This is a genomic window from Cyanobium sp. Lug-B (assembly GCF_024345635.1).
GTDB lineage: Bacteria > Cyanobacteriota > Cyanobacteriia > PCC-6307 > Cyanobiaceae > Cyanobium > Cyanobium minutissimum.
On sequence record NZ_JAGQBM010000011.1, the window covers coordinates 1 to 20175 of the forward strand.

Genomic DNA, 20175 nt, shown 5'->3' on the forward strand with positions numbered 1-20175 from the left:
CAGGCTGGGGGGCCCCCGGCCGGGACGGCCCGAGGCCACGCCGGCCCCGTAGAAATCCCCCGTGGCGGCCACCGCCGGCAGGCTGGCCGCGAGCAGGGCGACGTGGCCGCCGAAGCAGAAGCCCACGCACCCCAGGCCCGCGCCCGCGGCCTCGGGGGGCAGCTGGCTCCGCAGCCAGTCGGCGGCCAGGCCCACGTCGGCGAGCAGCGCTTCGGTGCGGGTGCGCTCCTTGTGGCTGCGCCCGAGGGCCAGCGCATCGGGGTCGTAGCCCAGCTCCAGATCGGGGGCGGTGCGGGCGAACAGGGGCACCGCCAGCGCCGCATACCCCGCCGCCGCCAGCCGCTCCGCCACGCCCCGGATCCAGCCATTGAGGCCGAACACCTCCGGCAGCACCAGCACACCGGCCCGGGGCGGCCCCTCGGCGGGGCGGGCCCACCAGCAGCGCAGCGGCACCTGCTCCGGCCGCCGGGGGTCAAGGGTCTGCCAGGAGGCGACGCAGGCGGAAGGGGACAAACCGGCACAGGGCAACCGGCACATGGTCGTATGCCAACGAGGGAATTGTCACGGGGCCCAAAGCTCCTTAGGGTGGCGGCCAAGGACACCTTGGCCACACCGGCGTGCGTTTTCACATTCAGCAGGAGAGCGACATCCCGGCGTCGACCCAGCTGTACAACCAGATCTGCTTCGCCATCGCCGCCCGGCACTACCCGCCGGGCCACCGGCTACCGAGCACGCGCCAGCTGGCCATGCAGACCGGCCTGCACCGCAACACCATCAGCAAGGTCTACCGCCAGCTCGAGACCGACGGCGTGGTGGAGGCCATGGCCGGCTCGGGGATCTATGTGCGCGACCAGCAGAACCCCCGCGAGATCAAGCCGCCGCCGGGGCTGCGCAGCAAGGCCCTGCCGGACATCGACCGGGAGGTGCGCCAGAGCGTCGACGGCCTGCTCAACGCCGGCTGCACCCTGCAGCAGGCCCGGGAGCTGCTCACCCGCGAGATCGACTGGCGGCTGCGCTGCGGCGCCCGGGTGCTGGTCAGCACCTCAAGGGAGGACATCGGCGCCTCGATCCTGATCGCCGAGGAGCTCAAGCCCAGCCTGGAGGTGCCCGTCGAGGTGGTGCCGATCGAGGAGCTCGAATCGGTGCTGGAGACCTCCAGCAAGGGCACGGTGGTCACCAGCCGCTACTTCCTTCAGGAGGTGGAGCAGATCGCCAAGGTGCACGGCGTGCGGGCGGTGCCGGTGGATCTCAACGACTTCGGCCACGAGCTGGGCATGCTCAAGGAGCTGCGGCCCGGCAGCTGCGTGGGCCTGGTGAGCATCAGCCCCGGCATCCTGCGGGCCGCCGAGGTGATCCTGCACAGCATGCGGGGCAACGAGCTGCTGGTGATGACGGCCAATCCCGACACCAGCAGCCGCCTGCTGGCCCTGCTGCGGGCCTCCAGCCACGTGATCTGCGACAAGCCCAGCCTGCCCCTGGTGGAGCAGACCCTGCGCCAGAACCGCGCCCAGCTGATGCGCCTGCCCATGGTGCACTGTGCGCAGAGCTACCTTGGCAGCGCCACCATTGACCAACTGCGCAAGGAGATCGGCCTCCTGGCGGCCTGACGGCGGGAATCCATGCTCGATGCACTCCGGGCCGACCTGGCCATCATCCGGCAGAGGGATCCGGCCGCCCGGGGCACCCTGGAGATCCTGCTCTGCTACCCGGGATTCCACGCCCTTGAGCTGCACCGTGTCAGCCACCGCCTCTGGCGGATGGGCCTGCCCCTGATCCCCCGGCTGCTGAGCCAGCTGGGCCGCCTGCTCACCGGCGTGGAGATCCACCCGGGGGCCCGGATCGGCCGCGGGGTGTTCATCGACCACGGCATGGGGGTGGTCATCGGCGAGACCAGCGTGATCGGTGACAACTGCCTCCTCTACCAGGGGGTGACCCTCGGGGGCACGGGCAAGGAGCACGGCAAGCGCCACCCCACCCTGATGGACAACGTGGTGGTGGGGGCGGGGGCCAAGGTGCTCGGGGCCATCACCGTGGGCACCAACACCCGCATCGGCGCCGGCTCTGTGCTGCTGCGCAACGTCGGGGCCGACAGCACCGTGGTGGGCATCCCCGGCCGGGTGATCCACCAGGCCGGGGCCCGCATCGATCCCCTGGCCCACTCCGCCCTGCCGGATGCGGAGGCGTCCGTGATCCGCAACCTGATGGAGCGGATCGACAGCCTCGAGAACGACGTCAACCGGCTTCAGGCCTGCCTGCAGGAGGTGGCCGCCGGCCGGCCCCTGAAGGAGCCCTGCAGCGGCACGGCCCAGAACCTGCGCGACCGGGAGATCCTGGAGTTCCTCGGGGAGACCTCGAACAACGAGGAGACGCCCCTCAGGCCGTGACCGCCTGGGGCACCTGGGGCTGGAACATGAACATGGAGTAGATCACGTTGCGCCGCATCTGGGTCATCATCTCCAGGAACATGTCGTAGCCCTCGTTCTTGTATTCGATCAGGGGATCCTTCTGGCCGTAGCCCCGCAGCCCCACCGATTCCCGCAGGGCCTCCATGGCCTGCAGGTGCTCGCGCCAGAGGGTGTCGATCTGCTGCAGGATGAAGAAGCGTTCCGCCTCCCGCATCAGGCCCGGCCGCATCTGCTCGATCTGCCCCTCCTTGATGTCGTAGGCATTGCGCATCTGCTCCTGCAGGAAGGCCTTGAGCTCCTCCATCGACAGGCCGCTCACCTGATCCGGGGAGAGATCCGCCAGCAGGTAGATGAACTCCTTGACCTTCTCCACCAGGCGGGTGAGATCCCATTCCTCGGGCGGCAGATCCGGGTTGACGTAGGCCTCGACGATGTCGTCGATGGTGCGCTCGCCGTAGCCGATCACCTGCTGCTTGAGCTCCCGTCCCTCCAGCACCCGGCGCCGCTCGGTGTATACCGCCTTGCGCTGGTTGTTCATCACCTCGTCGTACTCGAACACCTGCTTGCGCATGTCGTAGTAGTACGTCTCCACCTTCTTCTGGGCCCCCTCCAGGGAGCGGGTGAGCATGCCCGATTCGATCGGCATGTCCTCCTCCACCCGGAAGGCGTTCATCAGGCCCGCCACCCGGTCGCCGCCGAAGATGCGCAGCAGGTTGTCCTCCAGGGACAGGAAGAAGCGGGTGCTGCCGGGGTCGCCCTGGCGGCCGGCCCGGCCCCGCAGCTGGTTGTCGACCCGGCGCGACTCGTGGCGTTCGGTGCCGATCACGTGCAGGCCGCCGGCGGCGCGGACCTGGGCCTCCTCCTGCTTCACCACCACGTCGTACTCGGCGCGCACCTGGGCGATCAGTTCCCGCAGCCGCTGGATCTGGGGGTCGTCGGTGGGGGCCTTCTCGGCGGCCTGGGCGATGCGGTCCTCGAGTTCGAGCACCGTGAGGGTGCGGTCTCCCCAGGCCGCCACCAGATCACGGGAGAAGCCGGCGAGGGCCTTCTCCGTTTCTTCGGAGAGACTGCAGGGATAGAGGTTGCCGATGGCGCGGGCCTCACTGGCCGGACGGGAGCTGGGGGCCACGGCGCCGCCGAAGCCGGCCGGCGCCTCGGTGGAGCGCTGCAGGGGCACCGGCGGGCGATGGCCTTCCTCGGGGCGCACCAGCCGGGGCAGCAGCACTTCCCGCAGCTTGAGGCGGGCCATGTAGTCGCTGTTGCCCCCCAGGATGATGTCGGTGCCCCGGCCGGCCATGTTGGTGGCGATGGTGACGGCACCGGCCCGGCCCGCCTGGGCCACGATCTCGGCCTCCCGCTCGACGTTTTCCGGCTTGGCGTTGAGGAGGTTGTGGGGGATCGCCTGCTCCTGCAGCAGGGTGGAAAGCAGCTCGGACTTCTCGACGCTGGTGGTGCCCACCAGCACCGGCCGGCCGCTCCTGTGCACCTGGGCGGTCTCGGCGGCCACGGCCTGCCATTTGGCCGTCTCGGTCTTGTAGACCTGATCGGGCCAGTCGGAGCGGGAGCGGACCCGGTTGGTGGGCACCACCGCCACTTCCAGCTTGTAGGTCTTCTCGAACTCCACTTCCTCGGTCTTGGCGGTGCCGGTCATGCCGGCGAGGCGGGGGTAGAGCAGGAAGAAGTTCTGGTAGGTGATGCTGGCCAGGGTCTGGGTCTCGGGCTGGATCGGCAGGGACTCCTTCGCCTCGATCGCCTGGTGCAGGCCATCGCTCCAGCGACGCCCCGGCATCACCCGGCCGGTGAACTCGTCGACGATCACCGCATCGGAGCCCCGCACGATGTAGTTGACGTCCTTGACGAACAGCTCCTTGGCCTTGAGGGCGTTGTTGATGAAGTGGGCCCAGGGGTCCTGGGGGTTGAAGAGGTCCTGGACCCCGAGCAGCTGCTCGGCCTTCTGGTAGCCCTCATCGGTGAGGGTGACGTTGCGCTGCTTCTCGTCGACCTCGTAGTCGCCCTCGGGATCGATGCCGTCCTTGCCCATTTCGGCGGCCCGCAGCAGCTCGGCGGCGATCCGGGCCGCCTGCATGTACTTCTCCTGGGGCCGCTCGATCTGGCCGGAGATGATCAGGGGGGTGCGGGCCTCGTCCACGAGGATCGAATCCACCTCGTCGATGATGCAGTAGTGGAAGTCGCGCTGCACCACCTCGGCGATGTCACTCGCCATGTTGTCGCGCAGGTAGTCGAAGCCCAGCTCCGAGTTGGTGGCGTAGGTGATGTCGCAGGCGTAGTTGCGGCGCCGCTCCGGCGGGCTCATGTCCTGCTGGATCAGGCCGACGCTCAGCCCAAGGAAGCGATGGATCTGGCCCATCCACTCGGCGTCACGCCGGGCCAGGTAGTCGTTCACCGTGACCACGTGCACCCCGGCCCCCGTGAGGGCGTTGAGGTAGGCCGGCAGGGTGGCCACCAGGGTCTTGCCCTCGCCGGTCTTCATCTCGGCGATCTGGCCGTTGTGCAGCACCATGCCGCCGATCAGCTGGACGTCGAAGTGGCGCATGCCCAGCACCCGCTTGCCCGCCTCCCGCACCACCGCGAAGGCCTGGGGCAGCAGCTCATCGAGCAGGGCCTTGCGCCGGGCCGCCGTCTCGGGCTTCTCCAGCTTCTGGCGGAACTCGGCCGTCAGGCCCCGCAGCTCCTCATCGCTGAGGGGCTCGATCTCCTCCTCCAGCAGATTGATGTCGGACACCAACGGCTGGTAACGCTTCAGCTTGCGGGCATTGGGATCACCCAGCAGCAGCTTGAGCATGGAAAGGGCCTGTCCGTAGTTGCTTACCCTACCATCGCAAAATGGTGACCGGCGGCGAAGAAGTGAGCTGCAGCAAGGGTTTTCAGCGCCCCTGCCGTCGGGGATCCGCACCCCGGCGCCGGCCGCAGAGCAGGATTCGCAGCTGATGCGTCCCACCCCGGTCCGTTGAGCAGCGCCCCCCCCAGGCCCGAGACCCCCTCCGTCGCCCCGATCCGGCTGGTCCGCCACGGCCGGCTGCGCCTGCGCCTGCGCTGGCAGCTGGCGGCCCTCGGCGCCCTGCTCGATGGCCACAGCTTCTGGGCCACCGGCCGCCGGCCCGCCCAGCTGGGGCGGATGCTCAGCGGCAGCCAGGTGGTGGTGAGCGCCTGGCAGGCGGGCACCCTGGTGGGCTTCGGGAGGGCCACCAGCGACGGGGTGTTCCGCGCCGTTCTCTGGGACGTGGTGGTGGCCGAGGACCAGCAGGGGCGGGGGGTCGGCCGGCGGATCGTCGAGGCGCTGCTGGCCAGCCCGCAGGTGACGGCGGCCGAGCGCGTCTACCTCATGACCACCACGGGGGAGGGCTTCTACGAGAAGCTGGGCTTCAGCCGGGTGGACAGCCAGCGGCTGATGCTGAAGACGATCGTGAAAAAGACAAGCGGATGAAGAGATTCGAACTCTCGACCCTCTCCTTGGCAAGGAGATGCTCTACCACTGAGCTACATCCGCAGGATCGGCCACTGCCGGGTTCCGCGCCGGGCGTTGCCGGCTGATCGAGCATGCCCCATGGGGTGCCCCTCGGTCAAATGGGGCGGCCGGGACCGGGTCCGGCAGCGCCCATAAAGTCGAGCGGAGGCGGAGGCGGCAAGGCATGTGGTGGCGGACTCCCTGGCTGAGACAGCGGCGGCTGCTGCTGGGGCTGGCCCTGTTCGACACCCTGCTGCTGCTGGGGACCTACAACACCCTGTTCCTGCAGCGGTTCGACCGCTGGGCGGGCATCACCGGCTCGATCGTGGGCCTGGCCCTGCTCTGGGTGGGAACCTCCTACCTGCTGGGGCGCTACTCCAAGCCCGACCAGGGGCAGCGGGATTCCCAGCGGCGACGGCTGGGCGCCACCGCCGTGGTCGCCCTGCTGGTGCTGGCGGTCGTCGTGGTGGGTCTCAACTGGGGCCTGAAGGTGGAGGATCCACGGACCTTCCGCAATTTCGTCCTTCCCCTGCTGGCAGCGGTCACGCTGGCGTCAGGGACGGCGCAGCTGCTGGTCACCCGGCTGCTGAGCCGGCGCCAGGCCTGGCTGCTGGTGGGGGAGGCGGCCGAACTGACGGTGGTGCAGCGGGAACTGGAACGGGACGGCGGCCAGAACCTGCTGGATCTCCATTACTGCGACTGCCGTGCCCTGGAGCCGTCCTTCGAGACCATCCTGGTGGCGGTTGACGGCATCGCCGTGAGCGAGGCGGCCGAACTGAACGATGCCCTGCTGCAGCGGCTGCTGGCGCGACGGGAACGGGGCGCCAGCGTCTGCAGTCTGGTCATCTGGGCCGAGCACCACCTCCAGCGGGTCCCGCCGGAGCTGTTCTCGAGCCGCTGGCTGCTGCAGGCCGACGGCTTCGAGCTGCAGCCCAACCGCTGGGGATGGCGGCTCAAGCGCATGGGGGATCTGATCGTCGCCAGCCTGCTGCTGATTCTCACCGCCCCGGTGCTGCTCGTCTCCGCCCTGGCGATCCGTCTCGAGGGCGGGGGGGGAATCCTCTACCGCCAGGTCCGGACCGGTCTCTACGGAGAGGCCATCGAGGTCTGGAAACTGAGGACCATGTGCGAGGAGGCGGAGGCACGGGGGGCCCGCTGGGCCAGCCGCAACGACCCCCGCATCACGCGGGTGGGGGCCCTGCTGAGGCGGCTGCGCATCGATGAACTTCCCCAGCTGATTGCCGTGCTCAAAGGGGAAATGAGCCTGATCGGCCCGAGGCCGGAACGGCCCGAGATCGAAGCCACCCTGGAGCAGCAGATCCAGCATTATCGGGTCCGCCACTGGGTGCGGCCCGGCCTCAGCGGATGGGCACAGGTTTGCTATCCCTACGGAGCCAGCATTGAGGACAGCCGGATGAAACTCAGCTACGACCTCTATTACCTGCGCAATGCCAGCCTGATGCTTGACACACTGATCCTGATCAAGACGATTCGCCTGCTGGCCAGAGCCAGGGGCGCCCAGCCGGGTGTGCACCCCCGGGGTTCCATGGCCCGGTTCAAGGCTCTTCCTTGAGTCTCACGGGATGGACGGCCCGTAACCGCGTAGAATTGCCAACCCTTGGTCATGGTCCTTGGCGACTGTACTGATCACTGGAGGGGCTGGCTTCATTGGCAGTCACACCTGTCTGGTGATGATCGGTGCCGGCCACGACGTGGTTGTCATCGACAACCTGCATAACAGCAGCGTCGAAGCGCTCCACCGGGTGGCAGAAATCTGCCAGCTCAGCCCCTGCCGGCAGACTGTTGATAAGGACGGAGTTCATCAGGCCTGGGAAACCGCCACGGGTGATCGCCGGCTGCGTTTCATCAACGGTGACATCCGAAGCCCGGAGGCCCTCGATGGGGCGTTCCGCGCCAGCGGCGGCGGGGACGTGGCGGCCGTGCTGCATTTCGCCGGCCTCAAGGCCGTGGGTGACTCGATCCAGGAGCCGCTGAGCTACTGGCACGTGAACGTCGAAGGCACCCGCTGCCTGCTCGAGGCGATGCGGCGCAACGGCTGCCGGACGATCGTGTTCAGCAGCACCGCCGCGCTCTACGGCTGCCCGAAGGAGCTGCCGATTCCTGAGAGCGCCTGTGTCCAGCCCGCGAATCCCTACGGACAGACCAAGGCGGCGGTGGAGCGGATGCTGGCCGACACGGCCGCCAGCGAACCGGGTTGGCGCATGGCCAGGTTGCGCTACTTCAACCCCGTGGGAGCACACCCCAGCGGACGCATCGGCGAAGACCCCAACGGGGTGCCCTCCAACCTGTTCCCCCTGATCACCCAGGTGGCCATGGGACTCCGATCCCACGTGCAGATCTTCGGCTCCGACTGGCCCACACCGGATGGCACCGGCATCCGTGACTTCATCCATGTGATGGATCTGGCCGAGGGCCACAGGCAGGCCCTGGATCTGCTCCTGACGACGGACGAACAGATCCTCACCCTGAATCTCGGCAGCGGTCAGGGACACTCCGTGCTCGAAATGATCGAGGCCTTCGAGCGGATCAACGGTTGTCCTGTGGCCTACGAATTCGCGCCCCGCAGGCCAGGCGATGTGGCGGAGAGTGTGGCCGATTCAACCGCGGCGCAGCAGCTGCTGGGTTGGTCCACCACCCGCAATCTGGAGGACATCTGCCGGGATGGCTGGGCGTGGAGAAGGAAGAACAAATACGGCTATGCATCATCTTAACGATTGCGAGCCATGCTTGACCATGCACCAAAAACTAAAGCAACAGACCGAGTCTTCCAGAAAGGCACTAAGGCTGGCTACAACTGAGAAAACACGAAACTAAGCCCAAGGGAAAACGTCGGTTCATGGTAGAGTTAAAGAGTGAATCAGGGAGTGCCGTGCGGCAGCAGCTGAAAGCCTTCGCAAGGAAGATATTCAAGAGAAAGAGCGTGTACCAACATGCTGTAGAACGCCGCTGCAAGCAAATCGCCATTGAGTTCGTCCCCCCACCCAAAGACATCGCAACCGATGCCTACAAGCAATGGCAGGAAGGGCTTGTGGATGAACTTCGGTTTTGGTCTTTATCTGTGGCCCTAGATGGCTGGAACTGGGCTGATTCTTACCGACAGAGACTGGATTCCGATTTTGACTTTCAATTTCCAGCTTTTATTTCACATTTTCCGGAAAGGGATATCTTATGCCTAGAGGTAGGCGTTGGTGCCATGGCATCCCTTGGCGGCAAAGGAGTTGCGGATAAAGTCATCACAATCATACCAACTGATGCATTGGCAGATGCTTTCGCCGCCATTTTCAGGGACTTTGGAATCAACTCTAGATTTCCCGTCATTCAATGTGATGCGGAGAGTTTATTGGATTCATATAGGCCCGATTCTTTTCATTTTGCCTATGCGAGCAACTGCCTTGATCATTGCTATGATCCCGTATCGGCAATCCAGCAGATGTTTTCGCTGGTAAAGCCATCTGGCACAGTGCTTTTAGGCCATCACATCAATGTAGCGGTATCCGAAGATTACAACGGTCTTCATCAATGGAATTTATGCGAGATCGATGGCAGATTTGCCGTTTGGAACAGAAACGAAAAGCACTTTATTGACGAGAAGCTGCCGGAGAATGCAAGATTCGAGATCAGCACATCAAAGAATCAAAACTGGATTACTGTTTCCATACAGAAGACCTGAGAAATGATTGTTTTGCAAAGCCCAAACCCCTCGGCAGGCCGATTGATCAGCGTAGACGCAGATAGAGCCATCGTTGAGCCCAACCGGGAAGCAGCCTTAGCAGGAATGCGGAAAAGGCCCAAAGACAATTACGCGGACTGAACATGTTCAGCTCCCGCATCGCCCGGATCCGCACATGCAGGTCGGCCCAGGCCTGCCGCCAGCCACCACGGCGCCCGAAGAACCCGGAATCCCGCTGGAAGTTCAGCAGCGGTTCCGCCAGGTTGGCGAACACGAAACCTGATCCCGCCGCCGAGATCCAGAGGTGATAGTCCTCGGTGCGTTTCACATCCTCCCGGTACCGGAGGCCGGATTCAAAGACACGGCGCCGCAGCATCACCGTGGGGTGGTTGAGGGGATTGCTGCGGGGCAGGGTGGCCACAATCGCCCGATGGCTGAGGGGCATGCGCTTGAGCTGCAGATAGGCGCCGTGCTCATCGACCTCATGGCAGGCGGTGCCAAGGATGTCGACCTCCCGATGCTCCGCCAGGAACCGGCGCTGGCGCTCCATCCTTCCGGGAAGGGATTCGTCGTCGGCATCCATCCGGGCGATCAGAGCAATGCCGGGATCGCGCAGCACCTCCTCCACCAGCTGGTTGAGGCCGTGGGCCAGCCCCCGTCCCTCGGCCACCTCCCGAAGCACCAGCCGGGCCGGGGCGGCGGCGGCACGGAACAGCTCTGGATCGCTGAGGGCCCCTCCATCCACCCGCAGGTAGAGGAGATCGCCGGCGGCCAGGCTGGCGGCCGTGCTGCGGATGGCCCGCAGGGCCAGGGCCACCGGGGTGTCCCCCTTCATGCAGAGCAGGGTCGCGATGGGCGCGGTCACAACGCCGAAGCGGACTGCAGGGGAAGCTCGATCTCCTCGTGGGCGGCCCGGGGAACGAAATCCTTCAGGGCCGCCACATCCACCCGCTGCCCCGCGAGGAAGCGTTCGAGCAGGGCCTCGCTGGAGTAGTCATCGGAGGCGCCGGCCCGGTTGTCGAGGATCGTCTGCACCTTGTTGATGGGTGCGCAGAAGGCCACCGACTGCTCGAAGCAGAGCAGGTCAGGCTTGCCCAGGGCGAAGAGGGAACTGGAAGAGGAGAGCACCTGCTCCAGGCGGTTGGGGTTGGTATAGGGGAGCGTCCGCAGCAGGCCGATCAGATCGGCGAGGCGGTAGACGGAACTGGACACCTCGACCGGGTAGCCGAAGTCGCCGGTCTGGCCCACCCAGCGGAAGCGCAGACCCGAAGCCACCTGCTGGAAATCCGGCAGCGGCTGGGCACAGTTCATCGAATAGCAGCGCGTGGTATTGCGGCCGACGCGCAGGGAGAAGCCGATGACGGAGGGCTGCTGCTCCAGGGCCTCCACGATCGATCGCAGCGAAAAGGGCCGCACGAAAATGTTGTCATCGACGAGGAACAGCAGCTGCTCACAGCGCGGACGCCAGGAGCGCAGCCGCAGCCGATCCAGGATCCGGCGCCAGCGGGAGGCGGCGGGGGGTTGCCGCAGGCAGGCCAGCAGGTCGTGGCGAAAGGAGCGCTCCTCCACCCAGTCGATCATCAGTCGACCCTGGAACTCCTGCTGCAGCTGGGCGTAACCCTGGGCAAACGCCTCTGAGCTGGTCCGGTAGAGCACCGTGACCGGCGTCTGCGCCGCCTCACGGCAATGCAGGGCGAACGACGCCAGGGTCGCCTGCAACTGGAGGGGCCGATCCTTGGAAAAGATCAGGGTGAGGGTGCGCATCAGAGCTGGGGCGGAGCCGGGAACTGATCGGTGATCGCCTCCCCCTCCAGAAGGCAGCGGTACAGCCGTTCGTACTGGTCGGCGATGCGCTCCCAGGTGAAGTGGGCCTGCCAGGCCCGGTGGGCGGAGGCGGCCATCCTGGTGCGGGCGGGGGCGTCGGCCAACAGGGCCTCCAGCCGCTGGGTCCCGGCGGGCACATCGGCTCGCACGCTGCCTTCCCGGTCGTCACTGCGCTCACCGGGCAACAGCTCGCCCCCCCCGGTCCAGGCAATGATCTCCGCTGCATTGCCCACCGGTGTGACCAGGAAGGGCGTGTGGGACGCGGCGGCTTCGAACAGCACCAGGGGGGAACACTCGATCCAGGAGGGGAACAGCAGCAGGTCGGCCTCGAGGAAGGCACTGATTGTGTCCTCACGCGAGAGGGAAACACACTTGATTTGGCGGTCTTGGGCTCTGTTGCGCCTCCGCCGCAATCGGCGCAAGAATTGAAACCAAAGGGGAAAGACAACGCCACGCAGACTTTTGCCGCAGGCGATGTAGTAGAGAGATTTGAGGATATGAATCGGCTTGACAAATGATAAGGCTGGTCGGTCGAAGTCAGGACAGACGAGCAAAAGCGTTGCTTTCCTTAAGCGAGAGCGGGAGAAGATCTCTACCGCTTCGGCCTGGCCCTTTGCCAATGAAAGATAGCCAGACACATGCAAGATCAGATGGTGGTCGATCGGAATTCCAAGACGGTCACGCAATGCAGCATCTTTGGAGCGATCAAATTCTTCGGCCGCTGCTCCATTCGGAATGATGGCAATCGATTCAACACCGGCCGTGCGAGCGAAGTCGACATCTCGGTAGGAGTCGGAAAGAAAGACACAGGCGTCATAGCTGCGCATCCACTCTCCCATTGCGGAGAAATAGTTTCGAAAAATCGGATCGGCGAGCGCAGAGAAGCCCGTTGGCACGAACACCTTGCGGGCTTTCAGCCTGGAGAGCAGCGGCAGGGTAAGGTCGGTAGCCCATTGTTGGGCCGCAAAGTTCACAATGACATCTGGATTAAAGTCGAGAAGAAATTTCTGGTAGCCAGAAGCATCTCCCCAGATTCCTATTGCGCTCTTGCCATAGACATCAAAGGACCGGACATCAACGCCCTCAATCTGACTGGTTTGCCGCCGTTGGTCGTTGCTTGTGGCAACCGTGACGTGATGACCTCGCTGCACGAGGCGTTCTGAGATCTGGCGTACCACCTCAGACATGCCATGCCGGGCTGGAAGGTAGGACTCGACCGTATGGAGGATCTTCATGGATCGAGGGGGTTGGGGCGAACCTACGCCGTTGCCGGGTCGGCGCCATAGAGCAGGGTCATGCCCGGGAGACTGAGGCCGGAATGGACCGCCTGGAAGCGGCCGGGATGGGCGGCCAACGACTCCTCAATGGCCTGGCGGGGTCCGATGTTGTAACCAGATTCGGGGGACTGGAGAAAGGTGTCGTGGAGCAGCAGCACCGGATCAGAGATGGCCGCCAGGATCCCGTCGATCTCACGCCTGACGCTGGCGTGGCTGTGGTCACCGTCAAGGAAGAACAAGGGGGAAGGGGGACGCCCCGCCCGTTCCCAGAGGTCCAGGGAAGTGGTCAGGCCGTCGCCCTGGTGCATCTGCACATCCTTGAGGCCCCGTACCATCACGCCCCGCTGGGCATGGGGATGTTCCACATGGTCGACATCGTCGGGGAGATCGCAGGTATGGATGGTGGTCGGGATGTGGAAGAACTGGGCAATTTCGTGAAAGATCCTCGCCGACTTGCCGATGTTGGTGCCCCACTCGAAGATCAGCGAGGGCTCAAAGTGACAGACCGTCGCCGTCATCAGCATCAGTTCCTGGAGGGGGAAGGGATGGACGCCGACCAGGGGAACCAGGGTGCGGGCCACGAATGCTGAGGTGACCCAACCGTCCACTTCGAACTCCCCGCAGGCGCGATTGCGCGATGGGTTGGCCGTGCCGAGGAAGGGGTCCAGGGATGTAGAACGTTCAGCCGAGGACCTACGAAGATCCAGCAGCCGACTAAGGAGTCCCATGGTTCTGAATCGGGCGGGCAGGGCGCGTCCTCAAAGGGTGGAGGACGTCGTTAGGGCATGATCCCACATCTCAGTGAGACCACCCTGGAGAGATACATCCGGACGCCATCCGCAGGCAGAGCGAAGTTTCTGGGCATCGAGCACATTGGCCTCCACATCGAAACGCCGTGAGGGAAGATGGCGCACCTGAATGGTGCGGCCGGTAGCCTCGGCCAAGGGACGCAGCATGGCAATCACATCCAGATTACTGGCCCCGATTCCGGTTCCGATGTTATAGGTTTCACCGTCTCCGCCGAAATCCAGGGCCGCAAGGATGCCACTGGCCACATCGCTGACATGGATGTAATCGCGGATGGTGCCCACTTCGCCATAGATCTCGATCTCACGGCCCGAAAGAGTGGAGTCGATGGCAGCGGCGAGGAAACCCTGGCCGGTCCTGGAACGCTGCTGGACGCCGTAGGCGTTGGCAGGCCGCACCACCACCACCGGCAGGTCACGGGTGTGATGAAACATCAGGGCGTAATGGTCGATGGTCAGCTTGGTGATGCCGTAGGGGCTGATGGGAGCTGTTGGGTGGGATTCCGCAATAGGCAGGATGCACGGAGGGCCATAGACCGTGCCACCAGAGGAAACAAGCAGCAGACGGCGAACCCCGACGGCCAGCGCCTCCTCCAGCAATCCGACGCTGCCAGGCAGATTGGCGAGCAGATCGAAGGCAGGGTCGCCGTAACTGGTCTTCGGGACGGTGGCGTAAGCCAGGTCGATCACCTCACAGCCCGGCTCGAGGATCTCCCGCATCTGGGCGCGGTTGCCGAGATCGGCGCAGCGATAGGCGTACGGCAGGGAGGCCGTGTGGGCTCCGGGGGGACGCCGTCCCACGACGGTGACTTCACGGCCGGAAGCGATCAGCTGCTGGCTGACGAGGGAGCCGATGAACCCGGCACCACCGATGACGATGGTTTTCATTGCGGGCCCCTGAACCGTTGGGCCAGCCGCCAGATCCGCTTGGCAAGGTTCCGCAAAGGGCCGACGGTATGCAGGAGTTCGTAGGCGGGCGACGCACGGACCATCCATGCCCCCTTCATGGCCTGGACGCGGGCAAGGGCGTCCTGGCTGAGGGGTGTCAGGGCTTGACCCGAAGCGAGGCTCTGGATCGCCTGAAGCAGGACCTGCTGCATCCGGGCAAAGTCGAGTGGGGGCTGAAGTGACGAGGCGTCACCATGGGTGAGCGCGGCGATGGCATGCACGCACGGATCACCACTGGGCAAACCGGCTGCGGCGGCGATGTTCTCCGCGCTGATCGTGATCAGGCGACTACGGAATGGGGACGGGCCGACTCGGGACATGCTGCCCGGAATCTCCCGATAGAGGAGCAAAACCTGGCCAACGTTCGCAACGGAGCCAATACGAGAAAGGCGCGACCACAATTCATAGTCTTCCGGCGGCTGCCGCGCTGGGTCTGTCGTATAGCCGCCGACGTGCTGCAACGCGGAACGTCGCAGGAGAACAGAGCTATGGACAAAAGGGTTGTTGAACAGCAGCTGATAGCGCAGGGTTGGCTCATCGACAGGATGGCGGTGAAACCGTTCCACGAGACGATCCACCTCCATGATCTGGGCCCATGAACCCACTAGAACACAGTCCGGGTGTGCATCCATGTGAGCAACCTGCAAGGCGAGGCGATCGGGATGGGAAAGATCGTCCTGATCCTGCCGAGCCACATAGGTTCCACAGGCAAGGGAGATGCCATGGTTGAGGGTACGGGCAAGGCCCTGGTTGGAGTGGCGGAAAAAGCGGATGCGCTGATCGTCGAAATCATCAAGAACAGTAGCCGACCCATCAACAGAACCATCATCAATAACGATCAGCTCAAAGTCCGTAAACGACTGAGAAAGAATGCTGGAGATGGCCGCATGCAGATAGGGGAGACCGTTGTAAACGGGCAAGACCACCGAAACACGCGGAGATTGAGACGTCATCTAATCAGCAGGAACCGAGGAGGCCATGGCCTTGGTCGCCTTGACATGCCAGCCGAAACAGCTGTAGTCCCAAGAACCGCGATCAAGAGATGAGCAGACCTGCAAAAATCTCAGAATAACAAGCATCGCCAATCGCACCCGCCACGACTCTTTCGCAAGGGAGTAAGAGCTGGACATCTGCGGCAGCCTCCTGATTTCTTGAGCAAGATACTCAAAGTAGTTTCCATTCGGCGTCATCTCCACACTGGCAAATCCAAGATCTTCTAAATGGCTGGAATACCAGTTAGTGGAAAAGCCAGTTGAGAAGAAATAAGGGGAGAAGTGAGTAAAGCTGCAGAATGGAGCCGTCAGCAGAAGCAGACCACCAGGTCGCAACACACGTGCAAGCTCTCCAATCGCGGCCAAAGGGTCAGGGAGATGCTCTAGAACCTCCGTACACAAGACGACGTCGAAAGAATCATTGGGTGCCGGGATGGCGACGATATCGCAGACATAGTCAGTCGCTCCATACGTCCAGCCCTCAACATGACCCCCACGGCCATCACCCTTCCCGTCATAAGCCGCATTGTCTTGCGAGACGTAGTTCAGATGCAAACAGAACTGTCGATACTTCTGCTCGCCAGAGCCGGCATCCAGCAACCGTGCGCCAGGAGCAATCTGCGCCAGAACTGATTGGACCCACTGGTCACGCTTGCTTGAATTCGTGGTCCCGACAATCAGAGCTGGGTCCTGAATTCGAGAAGTAATTGAGAACAGACCCCGAATCGACGACTGCGCCTTCCTTCTAAACTGATTACAAGCATAGAGTTGGCGAGGAATACCTCCATCAGCTTTGACGATCGGCAGCATGAGTCGCATCACTGGGTCAGGCAAAAGGATTGAACAACTCAAGTATCTGCGCAGGGAACAAGTCAATCAGTGACGGATTGGGTGCTGTCCAGTTCCAATCGAACACTGAGACCACGATGGGAGAACTTCCACTTGCCTGAGGGCTACGCCGCGCCAGATTATATCAGCAAGACTCGTCGTGAGCGTGAAGAGAGCTTCGTTGTGTCGCATCACGAGGTTGGTCCGGCTAACAGAGGAGTGGAACATCCACAGTCATGTCGACATCACACATTGGCCCAGTTTGAGCGGGTAGGCCGTCGGATCACGGGCAATCCACAAAAGGGCTCCTCTCCCGGGGATAACAAGGAGAAGGTCAACATCACAAATCAAAACGGCACCTGCAGGTCCTTCATCCGGGCTCCGGCCAACGAGAAAGGGGACAAGCACCGCGATCTTCCTGAGCCGCGCGGTGGTTTGGTTCAACGGTCACGGAATCGAGTACCCGCGGTTACTCAGCGACAACGGGTCTACCTAGATGGGCGATGGCTGGCGCAAAGCCTGCCAGGCCATGGGATTGATATTGAAGAAGGCCATGCCAGACAGCCCAAGAACCTACGACGCAGCCAATCGGTATGGACGCCGGCCGACATCGTCGACCTCAAAACCCTGAAGGAGGAGTGGGCCTAAGTGATGCCCTACGGCACCACGGAGGCCAGGAATGCCCTGTTGCCGACTGACCTGCTGATCGATAGTAAACCCAAGTGCCACATGGCCTGGCTGGCTTCGTTTGGGAATCGTGCACCGGTCGGCATTGAAACGGCGTCATCAAGTTTGCGCCCAGAACAGCTTCATACCTGTCAGGCCATAGAGAGCTGTGGGCCTCAGCCTGTCGACGACGAACAGGCACGCCAACAAATACAGCGCCGGTGGTCACGAGCCATACGGTGCTGCTATCTGCCGGAGGTTGCATGGATCAACCCACGGTCACTGGGAGTGGAAAGCAAACCAGCGACGTTGACAACAGCTATCTGAACAGCAGCAGGAGCCTCACCTCTCGTCGCAGTGGCAAGTGGTGGCCGCCGCCGATCGGGGGATAGCTCCTCTCAACGTATGGCATGAGGCCAAGTCTCACATTCGGAAAGATCCTGCAGGCGCCAGCAGGGCCAAGTCAGCTCAGCTCGACCCATGGCGAAAACCATGGCCTACAGGCCTCAGATGCGGTAAGCGTGCATGTTGGAGCCCTTGAAGACCAGAGAAGAGTCCCATCACAGCGCGTCCCAAGGGCAATGAGTTGAAGTCATGAAGAATAATGAGATCGCCGCTGGCCTGAACGCTCAATTGACTGTACTGCCGACAGAACATCCGGTTGGATTTGAACGCCAAGAGCGCCAAGAGCTTGTTGCATCGCTCCATATCCCGTTCGCACAAGAATAGGCGTGGCACCTGCACGGAAGCCCGCTTCAACATCAGACAGCTTATCGCCAATAATCCAAGACCGGCTCATGTCAAGATTATGATCTTCTGCTGCCTGCAATAACATACCAGGTGCAGGCTTTCTGCAAGTACAGTGAACCATGGCACCATACTGAGGATGATGGGGACAGTAATAGTAGGCATCAATCCTGGCGCCGCATTGCGAGAGCAGATTAGTAACTTGATTGTGCAGTTCATGAATAGCGACTTCGTCGTAGTACCCCCTGGCAACGCCAGCCTGGTTAGTGATCACTATGGCCATAAGGTCCATGCGGTTGATCTGAATGATCGCCTCAACAGCGCCAGGGATCCATTCCCAGTCCTCATACCGAAATAGATGGCCCTTCTCGACATTAAGGGTGCCGTCGCGGTCAAGAAAAATAGCTGCTTTCTTCATTTCAGACATTGAGTGGTCGATTTCTGGCTGGCTGACCTTCATGTGTTAGCCCCATAGCCAACGAGCAAAGCCACGCCTACTTCATAAGGCCAAGGCACTAATGCTGTCAGATTGTAAGTATTCATTGCACCTGTGAACCGTCTATTCAAATGCCCACAACCAGACTGGGGAAGCTCACCTGGTACAACTGGGAAAAGCGGCGTGAGACATCACATACCAGGTGAAAGAATCATTCGAGAACTGAAGACGCCACTGGCCTTCAAGGCGGCAGCGAATGCACAGCGTGTCTAGGTCTACAGAGATCGGCAGGGATATCTAGCAGCATAATGCTGGATCCGCCGAGTGACTCAAGGAATTATGGCTTTCTGAGCCAATAGCAGCCACAGCCATACTCCTGTTCGTCAACAAGGCTTGGTGGTGGATTAACGATGAGACCATGAGGGGCGTCGCCGTCGGGAACAAGGGAAAACTCAGCCAGTTCGAGCTCATCGAACCAATCCCGGAAATCTCGATGATCATAGATGCGATGAGCATTAAACTGCACTCGAGGTCGCCCGACGGGTACAACAACAAGCAGGTTGCCTCCTCTTTTCAGAACTCGCTGCAGTTCACCTGCGGCTTTTCGATCGCCCATCGGATCGAGCGGATCCCCGTATCTACCGAGCCCAATGTGCTCCATGACATGCATGCAAGACAATGAGTCGATGGACTCATCTGCAAAATGAAGGTTCACGAGGTCTGTGCTACCGGCCTGCAGGCCGTTAAGAACGATGGGCGCCGGCCGGTAATCGAAGAATCGAGTTGGTATAAACGCAGAAAGAAGGGTGCTGAAAGTTAAGGTGGAAGAAATGTCGGTATGCTCCAGCGGACGAGTCCGAGAGAGGATCCGTGCAGCCCAAGCAGGATGGTAAATATAGTGTCTGTCAAAACCAGTTGCACCAGTCGCATCACCAAGACAAGGATATCGATCTACCCAATCCACGACTTCAGATCGGCCTGCAGCATGATGAAGTTTGGAAAATGTCGAATACTGCTTCGCAAACTTCAGATTAGACCGCTTTTCTGAAATAAGTCTGCTGGGTACGCTAGCCCATGAGGGCAGCCCTTCCCACCATCTACTGACCAAGGTTCTTGCGCGAAAGGTCATTTCGTCAAACATAACTTACCCTTGCCACTGGGGTTGACCTTGGAAATGGATGAATTTGATCGAGTTGCGGCGTCGGTCGAAGGATTTAGTGCCTCCGTAGACGGCGGGAAACACCCATCAGGGCAGACAGTGTCCTGCCAAAGAATAAACCAGAGGCGACGCCTTTGACTTTCAGGAACTGTTTCGCCGTATTCTCCGGATCATCGTAAGCGCGCGTCACCCACCCCTGGCCGGCCAGCACATCTTCAACTCCAGAAATTTCCTGCCACTTTGAGAGGTAGTTGTCCCAATCCTCCTTCTGTCGAACCAAGTTCGACGTGCGCACCTGCATATTGGCATGTGAATAGTGTTCGACGTAGGACTCCGGAGAATCGATGCATACGTATCCAGCCTCCCACATCTTAAGACCGAGATCACCGTCGGCATGATAGAAGGAATAGGTCTCCTCGTCTGCGAAGCCAACCTCATCAACGGCACATTTCAGATAGAGCCCATGGTTGACGAACATTCGCCCGAGGAGTGTCAAGCCGACCTGGTAGTCACTTTGCTCTGGCCAGTTTCTCCAATAGAATGCCACCCCTCCCACCTTTGTACCTGCGGCAATCGATCGTTCTGCCGCTCTCATACCATTTCGGATTGCTCCGGGCACCAAAAGACAATCATCGCTAAGCATACAGACATACTGACCACTGGCGGTGCGAAATCCCAGATTCATGAAATATCCCCAGGAACGCCTCGTTACCGGAACACCGTTCCAGACACCATGATTGTGCTGAACGATGGTCAATACATCCTTCTGACGCATCAGCCACTGTAGCGAGCCATCAGTTGAGCCCCCATCGACAACGATGATCTCAGCGTCAAGGCCTGCAAGCTCGTTCCGAATGCTTGCAAGAGTGAGCTTGAGGAAATCGCTCCGATTGAAGGAGCCAAGAACAACGGAGACGCTGGGGTGCATCG

Annotated in this window: 18 protein-coding genes and 1 tRNA gene; 6 read left to right on the forward strand and 13 right to left on the reverse strand. The window is 62.1% G+C overall.

What is annotated here, in order from left to right; all coding sequences use genetic code 11:
* A partial coding sequence (locus KBY81_RS04380; RefSeq protein WP_396103657.1) for a dienelactone hydrolase family protein occupies nt 1-513 on the reverse strand: 513 nt, incomplete at its 3' end.
* A 104-nt stretch (nt 514-617) separates the two neighbouring features.
* Between KBY81_RS04380 and KBY81_RS04385 the strand changes: the two genes are divergently transcribed.
* Nucleotides 618-1607: a GntR family transcriptional regulator gene (locus KBY81_RS04385; protein ID WP_015109798.1), complete on the forward strand. Its 990-nt coding sequence runs from the start codon at nt 618-620 to the stop codon at nt 1605-1607.
* 12 nt (nt 1608-1619) lie between these two features.
* Nucleotides 1620-2384, forward strand: coding sequence for a serine O-acetyltransferase (gene cysE, locus KBY81_RS04390; RefSeq protein WP_106222022.1), 765 nt, complete (start codon nt 1620-1622; stop codon nt 2382-2384).
* Here cysE and secA read toward each other — a convergent pair.
* The gene (gene secA, locus KBY81_RS04395) at nt 2374-5208 is read right to left on the reverse strand and encodes a preprotein translocase subunit SecA (protein WP_254971806.1); all 2835 of its coding nucleotides are present in this window, start codon (nt 5206-5208) and stop codon (nt 2374-2376) included. The two genes, cysE and secA, sit on opposite strands and share 11 nt — an antisense overlap.
* Nucleotides 5209-5373: 165 nt before the next feature.
* Here secA and KBY81_RS04400 point away from each other — a divergent pair, with 165 nt between their 5' ends.
* Nucleotides 5374-5850: a GNAT family N-acetyltransferase gene (locus KBY81_RS04400; RefSeq protein WP_254975747.1), complete on the forward strand. Its 477-nt coding sequence runs from the start codon at nt 5374-5376 to the stop codon at nt 5848-5850.
* Here the strand turns inward: KBY81_RS04400 and KBY81_RS04405 are convergent.
* Nucleotides 5842-5913, reverse strand: a tRNA-Gly gene (locus KBY81_RS04405). The two genes, KBY81_RS04400 and KBY81_RS04405, sit on opposite strands and share 9 nt — an antisense overlap.
* A 142-nt stretch (nt 5914-6055) precedes the next feature.
* On the opposite strand from KBY81_RS04405, the gene KBY81_RS04410 reads away from it, so the two are divergent.
* From KBY81_RS04410 to KBY81_RS16595, 3 genes are all read left to right on the forward strand, one after another.
* Nucleotides 6056-7444, forward strand: coding sequence for an exopolysaccharide biosynthesis polyprenyl glycosylphosphotransferase (locus KBY81_RS04410; RefSeq protein WP_254975748.1), 1389 nt, complete (start codon nt 6056-6058; stop codon nt 7442-7444).
* A 58-nt stretch (nt 7445-7502) separates the two neighbouring features.
* Complete coding sequence (gene galE, locus KBY81_RS04415) at nt 7503-8603, forward strand: UDP-glucose 4-epimerase GalE (protein ID WP_254975749.1); 1101 nt, start codon at nt 7503-7505, stop codon at nt 8601-8603.
* 158 nt (nt 8604-8761) lie between these two features.
* Nucleotides 8762-9562 (forward strand): methyltransferase domain-containing protein, encoded by an 801-nt coding sequence (locus KBY81_RS16595; RefSeq protein ID WP_254975750.1) that lies wholly within the window; start codon nt 8762-8764, stop codon nt 9560-9562.
* Nucleotides 9563-9608: 46 nt separating this feature from the next.
* Here KBY81_RS16595 and KBY81_RS04425 read toward each other — a convergent pair whose 3' ends face one another.
* From KBY81_RS04425 to KBY81_RS04470, 10 genes are all read right to left on the reverse strand, one after another.
* Nucleotides 9609-10427, reverse strand: a complete 819-nt coding sequence (locus KBY81_RS04425; protein WP_254975751.1) for a glycosyltransferase — start codon at nt 10425-10427, stop codon at nt 9609-9611.
* Nucleotides 10424-11326, reverse strand: coding sequence for a hypothetical protein (locus tag KBY81_RS04430; RefSeq protein WP_254975752.1), 903 nt, complete (start codon nt 11324-11326; stop codon nt 10424-10426). The genes KBY81_RS04425 and KBY81_RS04430 overlap by 4 nt, the downstream gene beginning before the upstream one ends.
* Nucleotides 11326-12621: a glycosyltransferase family 4 protein gene (locus KBY81_RS04435; RefSeq protein ID WP_254975753.1), complete on the reverse strand. Its 1296-nt coding sequence runs from the start codon at nt 12619-12621 to the stop codon at nt 11326-11328. Before KBY81_RS04435 ends, KBY81_RS04430 begins: the two co-directional genes overlap by 1 nt.
* 23 nt (nt 12622-12644) lie before the next feature.
* Complete coding sequence (locus KBY81_RS04440; protein WP_254975754.1) at nt 12645-13244, reverse strand: CmcI family methyltransferase; 600 nt, start codon at nt 13242-13244, stop codon at nt 12645-12647.
* Nucleotides 13245-13421: 177 nt separating this feature from the next.
* Nucleotides 13422-14357, reverse strand: coding sequence for an NAD-dependent epimerase/dehydratase family protein (locus tag KBY81_RS04445; protein ID WP_254975755.1), 936 nt, complete (start codon nt 14355-14357; stop codon nt 13422-13424).
* Nucleotides 14354-15343, reverse strand: a complete 990-nt coding sequence (locus KBY81_RS04450) for a glycosyltransferase family A protein (protein WP_254975756.1) — start codon at nt 15341-15343, stop codon at nt 14354-14356. The genes KBY81_RS04445 and KBY81_RS04450 overlap by 4 nt, the downstream gene beginning before the upstream one ends.
* A 27-nt stretch (nt 15344-15370) precedes the next feature.
* Nucleotides 15371-16219, reverse strand: a complete 849-nt coding sequence (locus KBY81_RS04455; RefSeq protein ID WP_254975757.1) for a class I SAM-dependent methyltransferase — start codon at nt 16217-16219, stop codon at nt 15371-15373.
* Nucleotides 16220-17495: 1276 nt separating this feature from the next.
* Complete coding sequence (gmhB, locus tag KBY81_RS04460; RefSeq protein ID WP_254975758.1) at nt 17496-18110, reverse strand: D-glycero-beta-D-manno-heptose 1,7-bisphosphate 7-phosphatase; 615 nt, start codon at nt 18108-18110, stop codon at nt 17496-17498.
* Between the two features lie 313 nt (nt 18111-18423).
* Nucleotides 18424-19227: a DUF268 domain-containing protein gene (locus KBY81_RS16700; protein ID WP_396103658.1), complete on the reverse strand. Its 804-nt coding sequence runs from the start codon at nt 19225-19227 to the stop codon at nt 18424-18426.
* A gap of 73 nt (nt 19228-19300) precedes the next feature.
* Nucleotides 19301-20173 carry a glycosyltransferase family 2 protein gene (locus KBY81_RS04470; protein WP_254975801.1) on the reverse strand — a complete coding sequence of 291 codons (873 nt, stop codon included), beginning with the start codon at nt 20171-20173 and terminating at the stop codon, nt 19301-19303.
* Nucleotides 20174-20175 lie beyond the last annotated feature (2 nt).